Origin of the sequence: Sorangium sp. So ce1153 (genome assembly GCF_051521595.1) — a bacterium.
GTDB lineage: Bacteria > Myxococcota_A > Polyangia > Polyangiales > Polyangiaceae > Sorangium.
Map to the genome: position 1 here is coordinate 12,894,448 of NZ_CP150361.1, position 18,648 is coordinate 12,913,095.

The window sequence follows — 18,648 nt, forward strand, 5'->3', positions numbered from 1 at the left end:
TTTTTGCCCGGGAGCTGCCCTCCCTACACCCGGTCCGCCGTCGGCGGCGCGAAGGTCCGGGCGGCTCGGATGCAGCCGGACACCCTGGGCCAGGGTGGGACCTAGTTGCGAGAGGTGCTGCTTGTGCAGCTTGTGCTCGGCCGAGATCTGCGTGCTAGCATCTCTGTTGTGCAGGTTGTGCTCCGCAAGCTCGGCCGGGGATCGCGCGCAGTCGTTGGCCGGCTCGTCCGTGCACCACGGAAAGGCTCGGTCATCGTCATCGAGTTTTCCGACGGAATGCATGAATATGTGACGACGCCGGTCAAGCGCGTGTTGCGTCTCGCCGGGCGCGAAGTGTTCTACATAGAGACCGTGAACTCCCGGTACCGCCTCGAGGTGCGCGGCCGCGAGGTCGCGCTGGACGGCGCGGTCGGCGGCTGAGACCAGCCGGACGCGGCTGAGCCGCGCGAGATCCCGCGCAGAACGCGACGAACGGGGCAGACGCGGCGAGCGCGACGACACGCCGGCGCTGCCAGCGCGCGAGACACTGCACACGCGTCTAGCCCGGGAACCGCGTTTCCGAGCGCATTGCCCCTTGCGCTCCCATTCGCTCTTGGGCACATTCCCGCTCCCTTTGAGGGGCCCCGCGGCAGACCATCCGCCAGTGCAGGATGGGGCTCGCCTGGCGAGCTGTCTTCACCATGCCGCGCCCGCGCCCCCGACCGTCAGGAGATTGAAGCAGATGGGCAAGCGCGATCGTCGCCAGTCGATGAAGATGAGGCGCCGCAAGGCGCAGGCTGCCAAGAAGGAGCGCGCCAAGCGCAGCAAGCTGTCGAGGGCCACGACCGAGGTCGCCGGCAAGGCCAAGAAGCCGCGCGCCTCGAAGGCTGCGGCTCCCGCCAGCTCTTCCCCGGCTGCTTGACGGGTGCGCGGCCGGTCCGCCCGGCCGCGCGTGGGACCGCGCGGCGACGGTGGTGCGACGCGCGGTCCCGACGATCATCAGGATCGCGCCGTCTGGCAGCTCGCCTGAGCCAGGCGCGGTCCCCCGTGCGCTGCCGCCCCCATCCGGGATTCGCGGCGACGTTCACTCATCGAGGATGACACGCGTGTGGAGGCTCAGGCCGGGTTTCCGGCCCGCGTCGCCCGCGCTCGCCGCCTCGTCGGCCGCCTTCGCCGCGGGCGGGGGCTCGCCGAGGAGCCCGGCGTCGCCGTCCTTCCGCTCCTCGCCGACCAGCTCCCAGTGGCCTCGCTCGTCGCGCCAGCGCTGGGCGATCCGGGTGGTGCGGACCGTGGCCTCGTCGTTCGGCAGCCACAGGACGTCGAGGTAGACCTCCGCCTCGTCGCGCTGGGTCATCTCGAAGCCGCCGAACTCCACGTCGACGACCCGGATTCGGGTGCCCCAGTCGGCGTGGCGGCTCATGAAGTCCTGGCGCGCCCGCGAGCCCACGCGCTCGAGCGCGACATCCATGCGGCCGAACCGGGCCGCCGTGTTCATCTCGAGCGCGGCTTCGGTGAGGCGCTGGGAGCTGCTCGGGGCGATGCCGCAGCTGGCGAGGGAGAGGAGGCTGAGGGCGAGGAGGACGCGGCGCATGGCCGAGCACCGTGGGCGAAGGGGTCGGCGCGGGCAAAATTTCCAGCGGACGCGGGGCGATCAGAACGAGTTCGTCGAGACGAAGTAGAGCTGGCCGCCGGGGATCGCGAGGTCGCTGAGGCCATAGGCGTACCCGAAACGCAGCTGCGAGAAGACGACGTACCCGACGTTCAGGCTGAACCACACCTCGCCGCCGATCGAGGTGTGCAGCTGGGGCGAGTAGAGGAGGCTCCCGCGCTTGAAGAGCGCGAGATCGTCCGTCTCGAAGCGGTTGAATGCGCCGCCGTGATCGAGGAAGAGGCTCGCGTCGATGCGGCGCAGGTAAATCGGCAACGTCGAGATGCCGCGATCCGGCTGCAGGACGGGCACGCGGTACTCGAACGTCTGCGAGAAATACGAGCGGCCGGAGACCACGCCCGGCGCGTAGCCGCGCAGCGTGAACGAGCTATTCGTGACCCCGGTGATCAACGTGTCGGCGAGCGTGAGGTTCTCGAGGTCGTACCCGCCGACCGCGTAGGCCGCGCCCCGGGGGAAGTTGCCGCCGGAGACGGCGCCGGCGACGCGGAATGCGAGGGTGTGGTCGCCCGACCAGGGCATCGCCACGTAGGCGCTGAGCGCCGTCGAGAACGCGTACGTCGTGTAGCTGCTGCCCGTCTCCGGGCCGGCGTAATCGAGGCCGGCGTTCAGCGCGATCCCGCGCGGAGCGCCGGCCGCGTCGACCGAACCCTCGGCGTTCGAGAACGCGTAGCCGAGGTGCGCGAGGTTCAGCGTGCCCTGCGGCGGGAGGATGGTCCGGGGCGCGTACGGGTCGAGGCGGTCGCCGATGGGGAGCTTCCCCTTGAAGGCGACGCTGCTGAACGACGCGCTCAGGGTCTGCCACGAGAACTCGCCGCGGACCGGATAGCTGATACCCGAGACGATCCCGATCGATCGCTCGTCGTAGGTGATGTCCCGGCCGCCGATGCGGTAGCCGCGGCGCGGCGACGTCACGTGGTAGCCGCGGACGCCGAGGTCGATGGGCAAGCGCCCGTAGTTGTACCCGAGCAGCACGTCCGGGGACGGCGCGTCCGGCTGCACCGTGAGCTCCCCGAAGATCGCGTGGCGACCGACGATGTCGCCGCCGCTCACGCTCACCGTCAGGGCGTTGGAGCCATAGCTCCCGGGCGCGTAGGCGAGCGTGATCGCCCGCGGCGCGAGCGTGGGGAGCGGGTTGTACGGAGAGCGTTCCATCCGTATCGCCGAGACCTCGGTCGCGGGGTCGGGGCGGTCGCCCGGCGGCGGCGGCGCCGGGAGGAAGCGCGCCGGATCGAGCGGCATGACGAAGAGGTCGTGGCCCCGGGAGGTATACCCGACATAGACAAGCGTCTTGCCATCGGGGCTGATCGCCGGATGGAAGGCCCCGAGTCTCACGTTCGTGACCTGCCGCAGGGCGCCGGTCGCGAGATCGTGGGCGTAGACGTTGTGGATGCCGGTGCGGTCGGAGGTGAAATAGAGCGTCCCGCCGTCGGGCGACCACGCCGGGCTCATGTCGGTCGCGCGATCGCGCGTCACCTGACGGAAGCTGCCCGTGGCGACGTCCACCACGCGGATGTCGCGGTAGCCGCCGGCGGTCCAGACGCTGTACGCGAGGAGCTTGCCGTCGGGCGAGAACGACGGGGAGTAGGCCTGCTCGAAGCGCGCGCTCGGCACGAGATCGCGCCGCTCCGAAATGCCGCTCGGGGAGAGCCGCGCGATCTCCAGGTAGCGGGTACCCTTGCTGTTGAGGGAGAAGGCGACGTGCTCTCCGGTCGGGCTCACGTCCGGGGCCGAGGAGCGCAGGCCGCGCGTCAGCCGTCGACGCGAGGGCTCGTCGCCGTCGGGCGCCGCCTCGCCGCGCGGCAGGAAGACGAGGTCGTCCCGGTAGTACTGGTTGCGCCACGGCATGAGCGCCGTGAAGACCATGTCTCCGGCCGGCGTGAAGGCCGGTCGCGAGGCCGAGTTGGTGCGCGCGACGAGCGCCTCCGGGCGCTCGCTCCCGGGCGCGGGCGCGGCGAGGGAGAGGCGGTAGATGCCGGGGCGCTCGCGGCCGTCGTCACGGTAGTAGACGATCTCGTCCGCGGCGCCGCGGCGCGCGACGGGCGGCACGAACCGCGGGTAATAGACGGTGCGCTGGTGGTGGGTGAGCCGCGTGCCCTCGCGCAACCCGCGCGCCTCGACCTCCGCCATCTGCTCCCGGTAGAGCCGGCGGAGGTGGTCCTTCCAGCCCTCGTACAGCTCGACGTAGGTCCTGCCGGTCACGCGGCGGATGGCGCGGTTGATCCCCCACGGGACGAGCGACGCTCCGTAGTCGGCGGAGACGGCGCGCATCGTGTTGGGCCCGTAGACGTCGAGGATCCAGCCCAGGAACCTCGAGCCGTAGAGGTACCAGAGGGTGCCCTGCGGCCAGCGGAACGCGGAGCTCGAGATCTGATCGAGCCCCGCGATGTTGTCCTCGAGCACGTCGGCGCGCAGGTACATGTCGAACATGGTCGAGCGCATCCGACCGCCGCTCGTGTGGTTGCTCTCGCTCACGACGGCGAGCCCCTCGATGATCCACCGCGGCTGCACCTGGTTCGGCGAGAACGACTTGCCGACGATCGCGTTCAGGATCGCCGGGATCCCCGACGTGTTGTCGATGTGCGCGATGTGCGTGAACTCGTGCGTGACGAGGTCGAGGTACCAGTCGTCGTAGTCGCCGAGCGTCGACAGGTCCTCGGGCCCGGACACGAGGAGGCGGATCGCGTTGTACGGGAGCGTGCCGGCCGACCCGTTCGCGATCTCGGAGTCGTCGGTGATCACGATCTCGGTGCGGCTCTTCGGGGCGTAGCCGAGCGCGTCCTCGACGCGCCCGTAGATGGTCTCGGCGAGCGAGGCGATGCGCGCCGCGATCGGCGCGAGGCCCTGCGGGTGGTGCACGCGGAAGTGCTCGGTCTCGAAGGTCCAGAACGCGAGATCGGGGTCGCCGGTCGCCCGGGCGGGCCGCGGCGTGAGGAGCAGCAGCGCCGCGAGGGCGACGGCGACGAGGACGGAGGCTGCGCGGTGGAGCGGCCGGCTCGCTCGCGAGCCGGGGCGCGCGGGAGGTAGATTCACCTGGACCGATGCGGCGTGGCGACGTCAGAGGTCGTCGTAGAAGAGCGGCTCCCTGTTGCGCGTGAACCGGGAAACGAGCTGCCGGCCCTCCGGGGAGATCTGCGTGATCCGGGCGCCGAAGCCGGGCTCGGCCGAATCCCGCGAGCCGCCGGCCTCGCGCGTCCACCGGACCGTCGCAGACGCGGTGAACTCGTAGTCGCCCGGCAGGCGGACGCGCAGGGTGACGACGGAGCCGATCGGCGGGATCTTGTAGGTCGCGACGAAGACGCCGCCGTGCTCGATGACGTCGTTGCCAGCGAGCCCCTTGTAAAAATTCGAGGGGGTCAGAGCGCCGAGCTCGACGTCGACGACCGCGGCGGGCGCGCGGCCGTCGATGGGCTGCGGCGCGGGCTGGTACGGCGGCGCGCGACGCGCGTCCGCCGCCGGGTGAGGCGCGGCGGGGTACGCAGGGGGGGCGGGCGCGTGCCCTGGCTGCTGCGGCGAGGGCAGCGTGTGCTGGAGGTGCGCGGACGCGGCCACCGCGACGGGCGGCGGCGCGGCCACCGCGACGGGCGGCGGCGCGGCCACCGCGACGCGCGCGGGCGCAGCTGCCGCGACCGGCGGCGGTGCGGCCACCGCGACCGGCGGCGGTGCGGCCACCGCGACGGGCGCGGGCGCAGCTGCCGCGACGCGCGCGGGCGCAGCCGCGACAGGCGCGGGCGCAGTCGCGACAGGCGCGGGCGCAGCTGCGACAGGCGCGGGCGCCTGCGCAGACGCGCTCGCGGCCTGCGCTCTGTTCAGCGCATTCACCTTGCTCAGCGAGGAGGCGACGTGCTCCATCAGCACGTCCACCACCGGATCGGCCACGGTGATCCTCTGCAGACGGTTCAGGACGTCGCGCACGTGACCGAGCGCGATCTCGCTGCCGTCGAGGGCCTGCCCCCCCGAACGCTCGATGCGGTGCATGATGCCCATCGCCTGCGCAATCGGCTCGGCGAGCGCCTCGATCTCAGGCGACGCTACCCCGTTCGACTGGAGCGCATTGAGCGCCGCGGCGAGCAGTTCGCGGGCGCTTTTCGCAAGCTGCGCGGGTTCCGACATGAATCCTCCGAAGGGCGCATCCTACGCGGTCGCGCGCGCGCGGGTTCAGGATTCGATGACCCGCGAGCCGGCCAGGCGAACCCGCCGGCGAAGCGCGGCCGGCCGCCGAGCGCGCCCCGGCGGGCGGTCACCCGCCCGGCGCGCCCGACACCCCCGACGCCACCAGCGCCGCGAGCTCGCCCGCCGACGCCAGCTCTCCGTCGATCTCCCCCGCCAGCAACGCGACCGCCGTGTCGCCGGTCCGCACGACGGCCACCCCGCCCTCGGCCACCGCCTCGCCCGGCGCCAGCGCCTCGGGGAAGCCCGGCGCCGGCGCGGCCCGCAGGACGATCACGCAGGCGCCCTCGATCTCGGTCCACGCCCCAGGCGCCGGCGCGAGCGCGCGGATGTGCCGGAGGACGCGCTCGGTCGGCCAGGACCAGCAGATGGCGCACGCCTCGTCGTCCGGCGCGGGCGCCGCCGTCGCGAGCGCCGGATCCTGGGCGACGCCCGCCACCTCCTCGCCGCGCGCGAACCGGGCGACCGTGCGTCGCAGGACGCGCAGGCTCGGTCGATCCAGGGCGCGAGCGAGCTGCCACGCGGTCCACGCCGGATCGATGGGGAGCCGCTCCTGGTCCAGGATGTCGCCGGTGTCGTACTCCGCCTCGATCCGGTGCGCCGTGACGCCGCTCTCGGCGTCGCCCGACGCGATCGCCCAGTACGTCGGATCCGGGCCGCGGTGGCGCGGGAGCAGCGAGGGGTGCACGCCGATGCCCCCCAGCCGCGCCGCCCTCACGAGCGACATCGGCAGGCGCGTGGTCCAGAACCAGCTCACCAGGAGGTCGGGCGCGAGCGCCTCGACGCGCGACCGGAGCGCGGGGCGCCCGACGTCGGGGCGCAGCACGAGGCGCGAGCCGAAGACGCGGCGAGCGCGGCGGAGCCCCACGGCGTCCGCGCGGCTGATCGCGGCGAGGGCGATCTCGTGGCCGTCGCCGTGGAGCAGCAACGCCGCGAGCGGGAGGCCGAAGAAGGCGATCCGGAGGGGACGCCCGTCCGGCCCTCGGTCGAAAAGTTTTCCGTGTCCGAGCAGGCTGATAGGTGAAGGGTCCGATGGCGGCGCCCCCCCCGCAAGGCTCATTTCGTCCGGCGCTCCGGCCCGGCCACCGCTACGACGCGTCCGCCGCGCGGCGACCGATCCTCGTCTTCGAGGACGTATATAAGTCGTACCGCGCGGACCAGCCGGTGCTCCGCGGCATGTCGCTGTCGATCGAGCGCGGCGAGTTCGTGTTCATCACCGGCCCGAGCGGCTCGGGCAAGAGCACGCTCCTCCGGCTCGTGCACCGCACCGAGCGCGTGGACGACGGGCGGATCCTCTTCCTCGGCCGGGACATCGCGCGCCTGACCGACACGTCCATCCCGGCGCTGCGGCGCAACATCGGCTTCGTGTTCCAGGATTTCAAGCTGGTCCCGAGCTGGACGGTGTTCGACAACGTGGCGATCGCGCTGGAGGTGCTCGGCCTCCCGTCGCGCCTGCTGCGGACCCGGGTCGGCGAGGCGCTCGAGCGCGTCGGGCTCTCGGGGCGCGGCGGTGACCGGGCGCAGGTGCTGAGCGGCGGCGAGCAGCAGCGCGTCGCGATCGCGCGGGCGATCGTCGGCGAGCCAGCGCTGATCCTCGCGGATGAGCCCACCGGCAACCTCGACCCGCAGCTCGCGATCGATCTGCTCGGGCTGTTCGAGGACATCCACGAGACCGGGACGACGGTGCTGTTCGCGACGCACGATCGGACGCTGCTCGACGTGCGCCCGCGGCGCGTGGTGGTGCTCGACGACGGCAAGGCGACCGACGTGCCGCACGGCCTCGGGGCCGGCGGCGACCTCGCGGCCGGCGAGGACGAGGGCGAGGACGAGTTCGACAGCGGCGTGCGCGGCGCCGCGTAGGGCCGAGGGCGCCGCCCCAGGCGACGGATAGAGGGACCGGATGCAGACGAGCGAACGAGACGATCGGCGGAGGTGGGTGCGCACCTGGCGGGCCGGGAGGAGCGACTGGCGCCTGCAGGCGCTGTCGATCTTCTCGCTCGCGGTCGCGTTCGTCTGCCTCGCCTCGGCCCTCCTCGTGGTCACGAACCTCGTGGCGGTGCGCGATCGCTGGTCCCGCGCCGGCCGCGCCACGATCTACCTGCGCGACAGCGCGACCGAGGCGGAGGCCGCGGAGCTCACCCGCGCGCTCGAGGGCACCGAGGGCGTCAAGAAGGTCCGGCTCGTGACGAGCGCCGAGGCGCGGCGCGAGGTGGTGCACGACGACGGCGACAAGGCCCTCGCCGCGCTGCCGACGAGCGCGTTCCCCGCGTCCCTGGAGGTCGGCTTCACCGAGGAGGTCTCCGACGAGGCGCTCGCCTCGATGACCGTGAAGCTGCGCGCCCTGCCGGCCGTGGACACGGTGGAGACCTACCAGCGCTGGACGGAGCGGCTCTCGTCGCTCCTCGGCGGCGGAGTCGCCGCGAGCGCCTGCCTCGCGGCGATCGTCCTCTGCGCCGTGGTCAGCGTCATCGGATCGACGATGCGGCTCCTCCTGCACCGCCGGAAGATCGAGGTCGAGGTGCTGAAGCTGGTCGGCGCGACCGACGGCTTCGTGCGCCGTCCGTTCATCGTCGAGGGCGCGACGCAGGGCGCCGCCGGCGCGGCGGGCGCGCTGCTCATGCTGGGCGCCCTGTTCATGATGGTGCGGGGCCGCTTCGATCACGAGCTCGCGAACCTGCTCGGCGTCTCGCCGTCGTTCCTGCCCTGGCCGGTCGCGCTCGGGATGGTCGGCCTCGGCGCCGCGCTCGGCGCCGCGACCGCGCTGCTCACGCTGCGCAAGATGGTGGCGGTGTGAAGCGCCGCGCCCGGATCGCCCCGATCGCGCTGGCGCTCTTGACCGGCGCCGCCACGAGCGGCGCGGAGGTTCCGGCGCTCTATCCGACTCCGCCGCCGGGCGCGACGGCCCCCGCTCCGGCGGCGCGCCCGAGCTCCGCGCTGGCGGAGAACGATCTCGACCGGCTGCTCGCGAAGCTCGACGCCGAGGAGAAGGCGCTGCGCGCGGAGCTCGACGCGATCGGCCCGGCGCTCGATGTCACGCGCCGCCGGATGATCGCGCGCGGGCGCGCGTATTACCGCCACGTCCGCGCCGGCTTCCTCCCGGTGGGGGGCGGGTTCGACGCGCTGGTCGACCACGCCGCCCGCGTGGAGCGCACCCGGCTCGCCCTCGAGCGCGACCTCGCCCGCGAGGCCGAGCTGACCCGGCGCAGCGCCGAGCTCGCCGACCGCCTCACGCACCTCGGCGCCGAGCGCGCGCCCCTCGAGGTGCACCGCGAGGCGATGAACCGCGCCCGGGTCGCGCTGGCCCAGGAGGAGGAGCGCCGCGCCGCGTTCGCGCGCGCGTTCGAGACGAGCGTGCGCCCCGACTACCTCGCGATCTACGGGGCGGACGTGGGGCCCGCCGAGCTCGATCGCCGCGCCGGCTTCCGCTCGCTCATGGGGCGGCTCCCCTTCCCGATCGCCGGGCGCGCGGAGGTGCGCAAGGTGTCGCGCCGCGGCGCCGGGGGCCCGGGCGTCGAGCTCACCGCCCTCGACGGCGCGCCGGTCCGCAGCGTGGCCGCTGGGCGGGTGGCGTTCGCCGACACCTACGCGGACTACGGGCTCACCGTGATCGTCGATCACGGCGAGCGGCACTACTCGGTGTACGCCCACCTCGGCGCCGCGGACGTGAAGGCCGGCGATCAGCTCCCGGGCGGCGCGCGGGTGGGCACGGTCGCGAGCGGGCCGGACGGCGCGAAGCTCTACTTCGAGCTGCGGCGCGGCGCCGACGTGATCGACCCGGGTCCCTGGTTCGGGATGTAGCGCCGCGGTGCTCGTCGCCGCCGCCGCGCGCCGAGGCGGTGCCACGCCCGAGTTGTGCTAAGGCGGCGCTCGTGAATCGCCCTGACGGCCGCGCCCTCGACGTCCACCGCCCCGTGGAGATGATCCTCGGGTTCCACCGCAACGCAGAGGGGTCGGTCCTCTACCGGGCCGGGAGGACGGTCGTGCTCTGCACGGCGTCGGTCGATCCCACGGTCCCCGCCTGGATGAGCGGCAAGGGCGCCGGCTGGCTCACGGCCGAGTACCAGATGCACCCGCGCTCGAGCCCCGCCCGCAGGGAGTCGCGCGACGGGCGGGGCAAGGCCCCGAGCGGGCGCACGCAGGAGATCCAGCGGCTCATCGGGCGCGCGCTCCGGGCGGCGGTCGATCTGAAGCAGCTCGGCGAGCAGACGATCGCGATCGACTGCGACATCCTCGAGGCGGACGGGGGCACGCGGACCGCGTCGATCACCGCCGGGTTCGTGGCGCTCGCGCTGGCGCTCGACCGGCTGCGCGCGGCCGGGTCGCTCCGCGGGCCGGTGCTCCGCGATCAGGTGGCGGCGATCAGCGTGGGCCACCTCCCGGGCGGGCTCGCCCTGGATCTCGTCTACACCGAGGACAGCGCCGCCCGCGTCGACATGAACGTCGTGGCGACGGCGGTCGGCTCGATCGTCGAGGTCCAGGCCACGGCCGAGGACGAGGCCATCCCCAGGACGGAGCTCGACAGCATGATCGATCTCGCGCTCGCGGGCGTGGCGTCGCTCGCCAGCGCGCAGCACCGGGCGCTGACCGACGCCGGCGTGGACCTCTCCGGGCTGTTCAAGACGGACCACTGGAGGGTCGCGTGAGCCGGGAGCCGCTGCGCCTGCTCGCCGCCACCTCGAACCGGGGGAAGCTCGCGGAGCTGCGGTCGCTGCTCTCCGATCTCCCGATCGAGGTGCGCTCGCTCGCGGAGGTGCTGCCGGACGCGCCGCCGGTCGTCGAGGACGGCGAGACGTTCCTGGACAACGCGCTCCTCAAGGTGCGCGCCGGGGCGCTCCGGTCGAACCTCGTCACGCTCGCCGAGGACTCGGGCCTCGAGGTGGACGCGCTCGGCGGACGGCCGGGCGTGCGGTCCGCCCGCTTCGCGCGCGAGGGCGCGACGGACGCGGAGAACAACGAGGCGCTGCTCTCGGCGCTCGAGCGCGTGCCGGACGACCAGCGTCGAGCCCGCTTCCGCTGCGTGATGGTGCTGCTCGATCCGGGATCCGAAGCGCCGCCGATCGTGACCGAGGGGCGCTGCGAGGGGTGGATCGGCCGGCATCCCCGGGGCGCGGGCGGCTTCGGCTACGACCCGCTGTTCGTCGTGGAGGGCTACGGACGGACGATGGCCGAGCTCGGCGAGGCCGAGAAGAACCTCGTGAGCCACCGCGGCAAGGCCGCGCAGGCGATGCGGGCGTCGCTCGAGGCGCTGATCGCGCGGCGCGCTTAGCCGCGGCGCCTCGGGCCGAGCGCCCGACGGCGGTTGACCCCGTCGGGGACCGCTTGTAATCGCGACCAGAGGCACCCAGGTACTGCCGGGTGATCGGATCCCCTGATGAAGCAGGAGTGGAAGGCCGTCGGGAGCTACGGGACCATCGGTCTCGAGGTGGTGCTGAGCATCCTCGTCGGCCTCTTCATCGGCCGCTGGCTCGACGGGAAGCTCGGGACCGAGCCGCTGATGTCGGTGCTCTGGTTCTTCTTCGGGCTCGGCGCCGCCGGCAAGGCGGTCTATCGGGCGTGGAAGGACATGCAGGCGGTGGCCGCGCGCGAGGAGCGCGAGCAGGGGAACCCCGCGCCGATGTTCGACGACCGGAAGGCGCGGCAGGACGAGCGCGCGCAGGGCGAAGACCGCCGGGCGGCCTCGAGCGAGATGACCGACGATCTCGACGAGCGGCGGCCCGCGAAGGAGCACGATGAGCGCTGATCGACGAGCTGGGGACTCCGGCAGCGAGCCGCCGCCCAGGGAGCCCGACGCGGAGGACAGACCGGGCGTCGGGGACGCGACCATGCGCGCCGTGCTCCGCTGGGTCGCCGGCACCGCGGCGGTCCTGTCCGTCGCCGGGCTGCTCGCGTACGGCCCGCGCGCGGCGCTCGGCGTCGCCCTCGGGGGCGCGATCGCCACGGCGAACCTGTACGTCTTCGCCCGGATCGTCGACGCGTTCATCTCGCGCCGGGGCCACACCGTCTCGTGGACGCTGATCGCGATGGTGAAGCTCACCGGCCTGATGGGCGGCGTGTGGCTCGTCCTGAAGACCGAGGCCGTCTCGGGGGTCGCCCTGATGGTCGGCTACGCCTCGCTCGTCGTCGGCATCAGCCTGGGGACCCTGTTCGGACCGAAGCCCCCCGCGGACTGAGCCCCCGCCGGTCGCGCCCGGCTGGCCTCCCGGGAGGACCGGCGGCGCCGGCGCGACCGGCGCGCCACGCGGAGCGGCCCAGGCGCGCTCCAGGGTGCCCACCGTAAACGAGTTGTGGTAGAGGCGAGGCCCCTCGACCGAGGGCGAACTCCCCAAGGCGCGCCAGCACGCGACCGTGCCGGCGCAGCCGCGCGGCTGCCAGCGCGGCGCATCGACGACGAAAGCCATGCCTGAGCACACAGGGTTCCTCACGTACCTCCTGGCGCAGCTCCCCGGACTCCGGGAGAACGCTCGCAACATCGGCAAGACCTTCATCGGTCACCACACCGTGGACTACCGCGGGACCGAGCCGATCTTCATGAGCTTCTTGATCATCCTGCTGTTCGTGCTGCTCGCCAGCGAGGTGCGCGCGCAGTACCGGCGGCTGAACGAGTCGGTGATCCCGGAGGACAAGCTCACGCTGCGCACGTTCTTCGAGGCGTTCTTCGGCTACTTCTACGGGATGGCGCGGGACGTGATGGGGCCCGCGAACGCGAAGCGGTACTTCCCGCTCATCGGGGGCTCGGCCGCGTTCATCTTCTTCTCGAACGCCTCGGCGCTCATCCCCGGGGTGAACCCGCCGACCTCGAACCTGAACATCACGCTCGGGTGCGCGGTCGTCGTGTTCGTCCTGTTCAACTACTACGGGCTGAAGGAGAACGGCTGGAGCTACGTCGCCCACCTCGCCGGGCCGAAGTGGTACCTGGCGCCGCTCATCTTCCCCATCGAGGTCATCTCCACCTGCGTCCGCCCGGTCACGCTGTCGATCCGGCTCATGCTCAACATCGGGGTCGACCACCTCGTGGCGAGCATCTTCCTCGGGCTCGTCGCGCTGTTCGTCCCGGTGCCGCTGATGTTCCTGGCGATCATCGTCATCGTCGTGCAGACGCTGGTGTTCTGCCTGCTGAGCTGCATCTACATCGGCCTCGCGACGGAGAAGGCGGACCATCACTGACCGCTTCGCCTGACCGCTCGGTCAGGGCCTCGCCGACGCCGCAGAGAACGGCGCCGAAGGTGAAGAGAAGGCTAGCCAGCCCTCGAAAAACGGATTAGAGGGGCCCCGCTGTCGATGGGTTGCCCCAGAGAGGTGGGTGGGCCGCGGAAGCGGATCCCCTGCCGAAGCAGTAGAAGAGGTCCCCGGAGCGATCCCCGGATCTCGATGGGGGGCCGCCCGCGGAGCCCCCGACCCACGCAGATGTTACGCATGCAGCCCCGCGCGGGTTGTGTGGCTTGAAAGGAGCAGATTCGGATGTCGCTGAAGAGCAAGCTGTCGCTGTCCGCCGTTGTCGGCACTGCGCTGGTACTGGTTCCCGCTATGGCGCTGGCGCAGGATGGCGCGGCGTCGAACAAGTACGACGCGAACTCGTGGCTCGCCGTCGCGGCTGGATTCGCGATCGGCATCGCTGCCCTCGGCGGCACCATGGGCCAGGGGCGCGCTGCCGCCGCCGCCCTGGAAGGCATCTCCCGGAACCCGGGCGCTGCGGCGCGGATCCAGACCCCGATGATCCTCGGCCTGGCGCTCATCGAGTCGCTCGTGCTCCTCTCCTGGGTCATCGCCTTCTTCCTCCAGGGCAAGATCGCCCCCTGAGCCAGCGCCCGCCGCGCCCCGCCGGGCCGGCTCCGCTGCTCCTTCTCTCCGCCCTCCCCGCTGCGCCGGCCGAGCGCTCCTTCCACGGAGCCTCGCCGCGCGCGACGTCCCCGCCCGAGCACCACGACGCATCGCACGAGCGGCCAGCCCGCACGGCAACGCCCGCCACGCGAGCTCGCTTCCCGCTGCGTCTCGCGGCGTCGGCGTGCCCTGCTGCAGCTACCTCACGCGCACCACGGTGCCCGGCTCGTGCGCCGTGGGGAGGACGGCCGTCCAGCCGGCGGGGAGCCGGGGCGACGTCCACCAGAACAGCCGCTGCGCGTCGAGCGGGGCCAGGTTCACGCAGCCGTGGCTCCGCACCTGGCCGAACGAGCGATGCCAGAACGCGCCGTGCAGCCCGACCCCCTTGGAGAAGTACTGCACGTAGGGGACGTCCTCCATCCGGTAGTAGCGCTCGGCGCCCTCGTCCTCGAGGTTGTCCATGTCCGAGGTGAGCAGCTTGGCCCAGATGCGGTAGGTGCCGGCGGGCGTGGCGCGCGGCGACCCCGGCGCGCCCTTGCCGGTCGAGACGAGCGTCGCGAACACAGGGCGCCGCCCCTCGTACGCCACGAGCGTCTGCGTCGCTCGCTCGACGTCGATCCACCGCTCGCCCGCCTCGACGTCGACCTCGGGCGGCGGTGGCGCCATCGAAGGCCGCCGGAGATCCCGGACCGCGATCCACGCCGCGCCGTCGCCGTCCGCGATGCGCGCGAGCTTCCCCGCGGCGCCCTGCGCCTCCTCGAGGTAGGGGACGACCTCGAACCGCGCCTTGCTCTCTTCGGTCCGCGTCCGCGCGAAGCCCGCCGCCGTCCGCGTGAAGAGCGGCGCCCGCTCGGCCACGACCCACGCCGTCGCGATCTGCGCGGCGCCCGCGGGGACGTCGACCCCGTGGAACGCGAAGGCGCGCACCGGACCGAGATCGCGCATCGGCACCCAGAAGCCGCTGTTCGTGCGGCCGTACCGCGCCCCGCCGACGGCCCGCTCCTCGACGATCGCCACGGCGAACCCGGGCTCGAGCTGCGCGTCCGGCGCGTCGATGTCGGCCGCCTCGGCCCGGCGGTAGCCGAACGATCCGTCGGGTCCGACGAAGTAGTAGCGGTACGGGAGCCCGTCCGGCATCTCGCGCCACGTCCGCACCAGCGGGCTGATCGGACCTGCGGCCGAGAGCTCGACGGCGTCGTCGCAGACCCAGGCGGTGGCGCCCACCTCGAGCCAGCGCCCGAGGCAGCCGTCGGCCCGCCGGACGGCGAAGATGGGCAGCTGCACGTTGCGGTCGACGGAGCCGCGGCGGCGCGGGCTCTCGCCCGGCGCCTCGAACAGCGGCTGGTCCCGCTTGAGCACGCGCGCGCTCTTGACCCAGGCCGGGAGCGGGACCTCGCCCGCCGGCACCCACGGCGGCAGCTGCGACGCGAAGACCGCCCCGCCCCAGATCGCCGCGCCGAGCGCGACCGCCGCGGCGGCGCCCCGCAGCGCGCCGCGGCGCACGCCTCGCAGCGCGCCGCGGCGCAGTCCCCGCGAGCCGGCCGCGGCGCCTCCACGCTTCACCATCTTGCGGCGGGATCCTAGGACGCTGCGCGCGCTCAAGCCAAACTCCCGCCTGGCGCCGCGCCCGAGCTCCCTCCCCCCGGCGGCGCCGCGGCGCGGATCATCTGGCCCCGGCGGGGTGTCGCGGCTCGGCGCGCGACCTGAGCCCGACACAGGCCAGATCGCCCGCGGTCAGCGGTAGGAGAAGCGCACTTCGTGGTCGCAGATCCGGAAGAGGTCCCCCTCGACGATGGCCTTCCGGGCGATGCGCTGGCCGTTGTACTCGACGCCGTTCGTCGAGCCCATGTCGACCATGTAGTACTGGCCGTTGAGGAACTCGACCATGGCGTGCTGGCGCGACACGTTCGGGTCCTTGATCGTCAGATCGCTCGACTGCTTGCCGCGCCCGATGATGAAGCGGTCCTTGTTCACCACGAAGCGCTGCCCCGCGTAGAACGCGGCGAGCGCCGGGCCGGCGGGGACCTGGTTCGGCATCCCCATGCCCAGCGGCGGCGGGCCCGGCACGCTGCTGGATGCCTGCGGCGGCATGCCGTAGGGCGGCGGCGCCAGCGGCGGGGCGATCGGCGAGGCGTACCCGGTCGCGCTGCTCATCGGCGGCGGCGGCGGCCCCGAGCGGCCCGCGGAGGCGCCGGGCATGCTCTGGCGCCCCCCGGGGTTCGAGGCCTGCGACGGGAGGGGCGGCGGCGCGCCGAGGCGGGTCACGCTGGTCGGCGGCGGCGGCGGGCCGCCGACGCGGCCCGGGATGGGCGGCGGCACGGGCAGGCTCGGTCGCTTCCCGCCGGCGCTGCTGCTGCCGGGCGGCGGCGGCGGCGGCGGCGGCGCGCCCTGCCGGACCTGCCCCGGCGGCGGCGGCGGCGGCGTGAGCGCCGGGACGGGCGTCGGCATCGGCCCCACGGGGGGCACGCCGTACGGAGGCGAAGGCGCGCCGTAGGAGGGCGCGCCGGGCGAGGCGCCGTAGGGCGACCCGCCGACCGCCGGCTGCTGCTGCATCGCGACCATCGGCGCGGCGCCCGCGCCGAACGGCGGCGCCGAGCCGGGCGTCACCAGCCCGGGCGGCTGGGGCGTCGCGTTGGGGGGCGCTGCGGTCTGATGAGCGTGCGGGGCCGCCTGCTGTCCGGAGCCGGGCGGTCCGTCGACCCTGGCGGGCGGCGGAAAGGGCGTGCGCGGGCTGTAGCTTCGCTGCCGCGCGTACTGCTTCATCGACTCATTGATGAGGTAGTCGATGGAGCACTCGAGCTCGCGCGCCATCTGCTCGAACGTCTCCCAAAGGACATCGCGACACTGGAACGTCCGTGCGCTTTTCTTGTTCGGATCCGCGCTCATCTCTACCCAACGATAATGGAGGATGAATTGCGCTGGGAAGCCTCCTCCCGGCCTCTTCCCTGCAAGCACCTGACGGCTCTGGGCCGCGCCGATGGCGCGCTGCGACCGTGAGCATGACGGCGTGAGATCCCTCGAGAGCCCGCGCAGCCCGCCGTGAAACCCGGCTCCTCGCCGCGCCGCGAGCCGAGCGTGGAGCGCGGGGCGAGCGCCGGCCGGAGCCGCGCCGGGATCGCCGCAGCACCTCCCGGTGATCCCGCGTTCTGCGCCGGCGCTCCCGTCACTTCTTCTCGCCCTTCTCGAGCTCCGGCTTCCTGTCCTGCATGGCCGGCTCGATGCAGTACTGAACGAACTCGCCGACCGTCTTCACGTCCCTGAGCTCGCGCTCCGTGGACCCTTCTTTCGGCACCTCGCACGCCCACTTGCAGTCCGGGTCGGCCTCGCAGACCGGCGCGCGCGTCGTGTCGCCCTCGAGCGCCTTGACCGCGGGGATATCGGCGGCCGTGCCGAAGGTGAAGTAGTAGGCGATGGCGCTCGTCCGCGCCGGCGCCGGGCCCGCGGCGAAGTGCTTCTGCAGGGCCTCGAGGGGCGAGCCCTCCTTCAGGTCGCCGAACGCCGCGCCGTACGTGAGCGCCTCGCCCATGGCGAACCCCTTGCTGTCGGGGAGCCTGCTCATGAACTCGTCGATGTGCTTCACCGTCGACATCTTCAGGATGGTCGCGGCGGCGGCGCGGCGGATCTTCCACTTGTCGGTCTTGAAGAGGCCGTAGAGCTTCTCGACGACGAGCTCGCGCGGCATCTCGCCGACGCGGCGGAAGGCCTGGTCGAGCACCGCGTCGGGCGCGTCGGCGGTCGCGATCTCGAGGATGCGCTGGATGTCGCTCGGGTTGTTGCGGTCGAGCCGGCCTTCGAGCGCGGCGAGGGCCGCCTGGCGGCGCTTCTCGGGCTGCTCCTTGTCCGCCGCGAAGCCGAGGAGGAAGTCCACCGACGGCCGGCCGCCGAGCTTCTTCATCGAGCCGAAGACCCGGAAGAGCTCCTCTTCCTGGTACTGCGCGAGCTGCGCCTCGAACTGCTTCTCGGTGGGCGTGAGCTTCGACGCGGCGTTCGCCGCCTGAAGGTCGGGCTTCTTGGCGTTGACCCACTCGCTCGAGGTGACGAACTTCGCGATGGTGACCAGGTTCGCCGAGGCGGCCTCCTTGGTCGGCGGGTCGCCGTACTCGGCCACGAGCGACGCCATCTGGTCGAGCCGCTTCGCCTCGCGCGTCATGAGCTTCGGCAGGCCGGCCACCGCGGCGGGGCCGATGGCGCGCAGGAGCTGCTCCATCCCGTAGGCCTGCGAGCGGTCCTCGAGCCGGTGCTCGAAGTCCGCCATGGCCCAGTCGATAAGCGCGGCCTTGAGCCCCTCCTTCAGCCCCTCGTCCGCGATGATCACCGTCCGGTCCGACGTGAGCATCGCGTACGCGGCGTCCTTGTAGGGGAACGAGGTGTCCGGCGGGACCGGCTGCCCGGGCTGCGCGACGGGCGGCGGCTTTCTGAGCTCGGCGATGATCGACGGCACGAGCGACGCCACGATGGCCTGCCGGGCCTCGGGCGCCATGGTCGCGAGGGTCTCGACCATGATGCCGATGCCCACGCGCCGGCCCTGCCGCGGCTTCATGCGGATGAGCGACGTGGCCGCCTCGACGCGGAGCGAGTTGTCGTACTTGTCGTGAAACAAGACGGCCCTGAGCTTGTCCGGCCCGTGGGCCGTGGTCTCCCAGCGGTGGATGTCGTTCTCGTTGACGCGGCACCCGCTGGTGGCGAGCCCCACGCCCGCGGTCGCGAGGCACAGCAAAAGAAGGCCCGCAGCGCCAGCGCGCCGCCCTGCTCGTTCGACAGTTTCCATGCACGTCCCAGGAGGGTGGGGATGGTACCGCCCGCCGCGTCCTGTTTGAAAGAATTTCAAGGACGATAGGAAGGGAGCTCGAACAAAGTTTGCGTCAAATCCGGCCGAAACTCCATCGCGGCCGCGTCTCCCCAGGCCCTCGGCCCCCTCGGGTCCGACGACGCCGTCGCTCTCGGGCGACCTCGGGCACACGCCAGCGCGCGGAAGCACGCGAAAGTACCCGAACCTTCCGCCCGTGCCCGATTCT

18 protein-coding genes are annotated in these 18,648 nt (G+C 72.9%); 11 read left to right on the top strand and 7 right to left on the bottom strand.

Translation table 11 applies throughout. The features are described 5' to 3' along the window. The first annotated feature begins 123 nt into the window (after nucleotides 1-123). Nucleotides 124-420: a hypothetical protein gene (locus WME85_RS46920; RefSeq protein WP_148314458.1), complete on the top strand. Its 297-nt coding sequence runs from the start codon at nucleotides 124-126 to the stop codon at nucleotides 418-420. 301 nt (nucleotides 421-721) lie between these two features. Then, nucleotides 722-901 carry a hypothetical protein gene (locus WME85_RS46925; protein ID WP_436619988.1) on the top strand — a complete coding sequence of 60 codons (180 nt, stop codon included), beginning with the start codon at nucleotides 722-724 and terminating at the stop codon, nucleotides 899-901. Nucleotides 902-1,063: 162 nt separating this feature from the next. On the opposite strand, the gene WME85_RS46930 is transcribed toward WME85_RS46925, so the two are convergent. The 4 genes from WME85_RS46930 to WME85_RS46945 all read right to left on the bottom strand — a co-directional run bounded on the left by WME85_RS46930 (nucleotide 1,064) and on the right by WME85_RS46945 (nucleotide 6,875). After that, nucleotides 1,064-1,570 (bottom strand): hypothetical protein, encoded by a 507-nt coding sequence (locus WME85_RS46930; RefSeq protein ID WP_437305560.1) that lies wholly within the window; start codon nucleotides 1,568-1,570, stop codon nucleotides 1,064-1,066. A gap of 60 nt (nucleotides 1,571-1,630) precedes the next feature. Next, nucleotides 1,631-4,678, bottom strand: coding sequence for a BamA/TamA family outer membrane protein (locus WME85_RS46935; protein ID WP_437831164.1), 3,048 nt, complete (start codon nucleotides 4,676-4,678; stop codon nucleotides 1,631-1,633). A gap of 24 nt (nucleotides 4,679-4,702) precedes the next feature. Then, complete coding sequence (locus WME85_RS46940; protein ID WP_437831166.1) at nucleotides 4,703-5,758, bottom strand: PilZ domain-containing protein; 1,056 nt, start codon at nucleotides 5,756-5,758, stop codon at nucleotides 4,703-4,705. Between the two features lie 127 nt (nucleotides 5,759-5,885). Continuing rightward, nucleotides 5,886-6,875 carry a methionyl-tRNA formyltransferase gene (locus tag WME85_RS46945; RefSeq protein ID WP_437831168.1) on the bottom strand — a complete coding sequence of 330 codons (990 nt, stop codon included), beginning with the start codon at nucleotides 6,873-6,875 and terminating at the stop codon, nucleotides 5,886-5,888. A 116-nt stretch (nucleotides 6,876-6,991) separates the two neighbouring features. Between WME85_RS46945 and WME85_RS46950 the strand changes: the two genes are divergently transcribed. The 9 genes from WME85_RS46950 to WME85_RS46990 all read left to right on the top strand — a co-directional run bounded on the left by WME85_RS46950 (nucleotide 6,992) and on the right by WME85_RS46990 (nucleotide 13,612). Beyond that, the gene (locus tag WME85_RS46950; RefSeq protein ID WP_437831170.1) at nucleotides 6,992-7,675 is read left to right on the top strand and encodes a cell division ATP-binding protein FtsE; all 684 of its coding nucleotides are present in this window, start codon (nucleotides 6,992-6,994) and stop codon (nucleotides 7,673-7,675) included. Nucleotides 7,676-7,715: 40 nt separating this feature from the next. Further along, complete coding sequence (locus WME85_RS46955) at nucleotides 7,716-8,609, top strand: cell division protein FtsX (RefSeq protein WP_437831172.1); 894 nt, start codon at nucleotides 7,716-7,718, stop codon at nucleotides 8,607-8,609. Continuing rightward, entirely contained in the window at nucleotides 8,606-9,613 is a 1,008-nt protein-coding gene (locus tag WME85_RS46960) for a murein hydrolase activator EnvC family protein (RefSeq protein WP_437831174.1), read from the top strand. Before WME85_RS46955 ends, WME85_RS46960 begins: the two co-directional genes overlap by 4 nt. 71 nt (nucleotides 9,614-9,684) lie before the next feature. After that, nucleotides 9,685-10,458 (top strand): ribonuclease PH, encoded by a 774-nt coding sequence (gene rph / locus WME85_RS46965; RefSeq protein WP_437305567.1) that lies wholly within the window; start codon nucleotides 9,685-9,687, stop codon nucleotides 10,456-10,458. Further along, entirely contained in the window at nucleotides 10,455-11,081 is a 627-nt protein-coding gene (gene rdgB, locus WME85_RS46970) for an RdgB/HAM1 family non-canonical purine NTP pyrophosphatase (RefSeq protein ID WP_437831178.1), read from the top strand. Before rph ends, rdgB begins: the two co-directional genes overlap by 4 nt. Before the next feature lie 105 nt (nucleotides 11,082-11,186). Beyond that, entirely contained in the window at nucleotides 11,187-11,555 is a 369-nt protein-coding gene (locus tag WME85_RS46975) for an AtpZ/AtpI family protein (RefSeq protein WP_437831180.1), read from the top strand. Continuing rightward, on the top strand, nucleotides 11,545-11,985 hold the full coding sequence (locus WME85_RS46980) for an ATP synthase subunit I (protein WP_437305570.1): 441 nt from the start codon (nucleotides 11,545-11,547) through the stop codon (nucleotides 11,983-11,985). Before WME85_RS46975 ends, WME85_RS46980 begins: the two co-directional genes overlap by 11 nt. 226 nt (nucleotides 11,986-12,211) lie before the next feature. Beyond that, entirely contained in the window at nucleotides 12,212-12,979 is a 768-nt protein-coding gene (gene atpB / locus WME85_RS46985; RefSeq protein WP_437831182.1) for a F0F1 ATP synthase subunit A, read from the top strand. 294 nt (nucleotides 12,980-13,273) lie between these two features. Beyond that, on the top strand, nucleotides 13,274-13,612 hold the full coding sequence (locus WME85_RS46990; protein WP_012240589.1) for an ATP synthase F0 subunit C: 339 nt from the start codon (nucleotides 13,274-13,276) through the stop codon (nucleotides 13,610-13,612). A gap of 219 nt (nucleotides 13,613-13,831) precedes the next feature. Here the strand turns inward: WME85_RS46990 and WME85_RS46995 are convergent, their stop codons facing one another. From WME85_RS46995 to WME85_RS47005, 3 genes are all read right to left on the bottom strand, one after another. Beyond that, complete coding sequence (locus WME85_RS46995; protein WP_437831184.1) at nucleotides 13,832-15,199, bottom strand: L,D-transpeptidase; 1,368 nt, start codon at nucleotides 15,197-15,199, stop codon at nucleotides 13,832-13,834. Between the two features lie 168 nt (nucleotides 15,200-15,367). Then, the gene (locus tag WME85_RS47000) at nucleotides 15,368-16,444 is read right to left on the bottom strand and encodes an FHA domain-containing protein (protein WP_437831187.1); all 1,077 of its coding nucleotides are present in this window, start codon (nucleotides 16,442-16,444) and stop codon (nucleotides 15,368-15,370) included. Between the two features lie 352 nt (nucleotides 16,445-16,796). Then, nucleotides 16,797-18,401, bottom strand: coding sequence for a hypothetical protein (locus WME85_RS47005; protein ID WP_437831190.1), 1,605 nt, complete (start codon nucleotides 18,399-18,401; stop codon nucleotides 16,797-16,799). Between the last annotated feature and the right edge of the window lie 247 nt (nucleotides 18,402-18,648).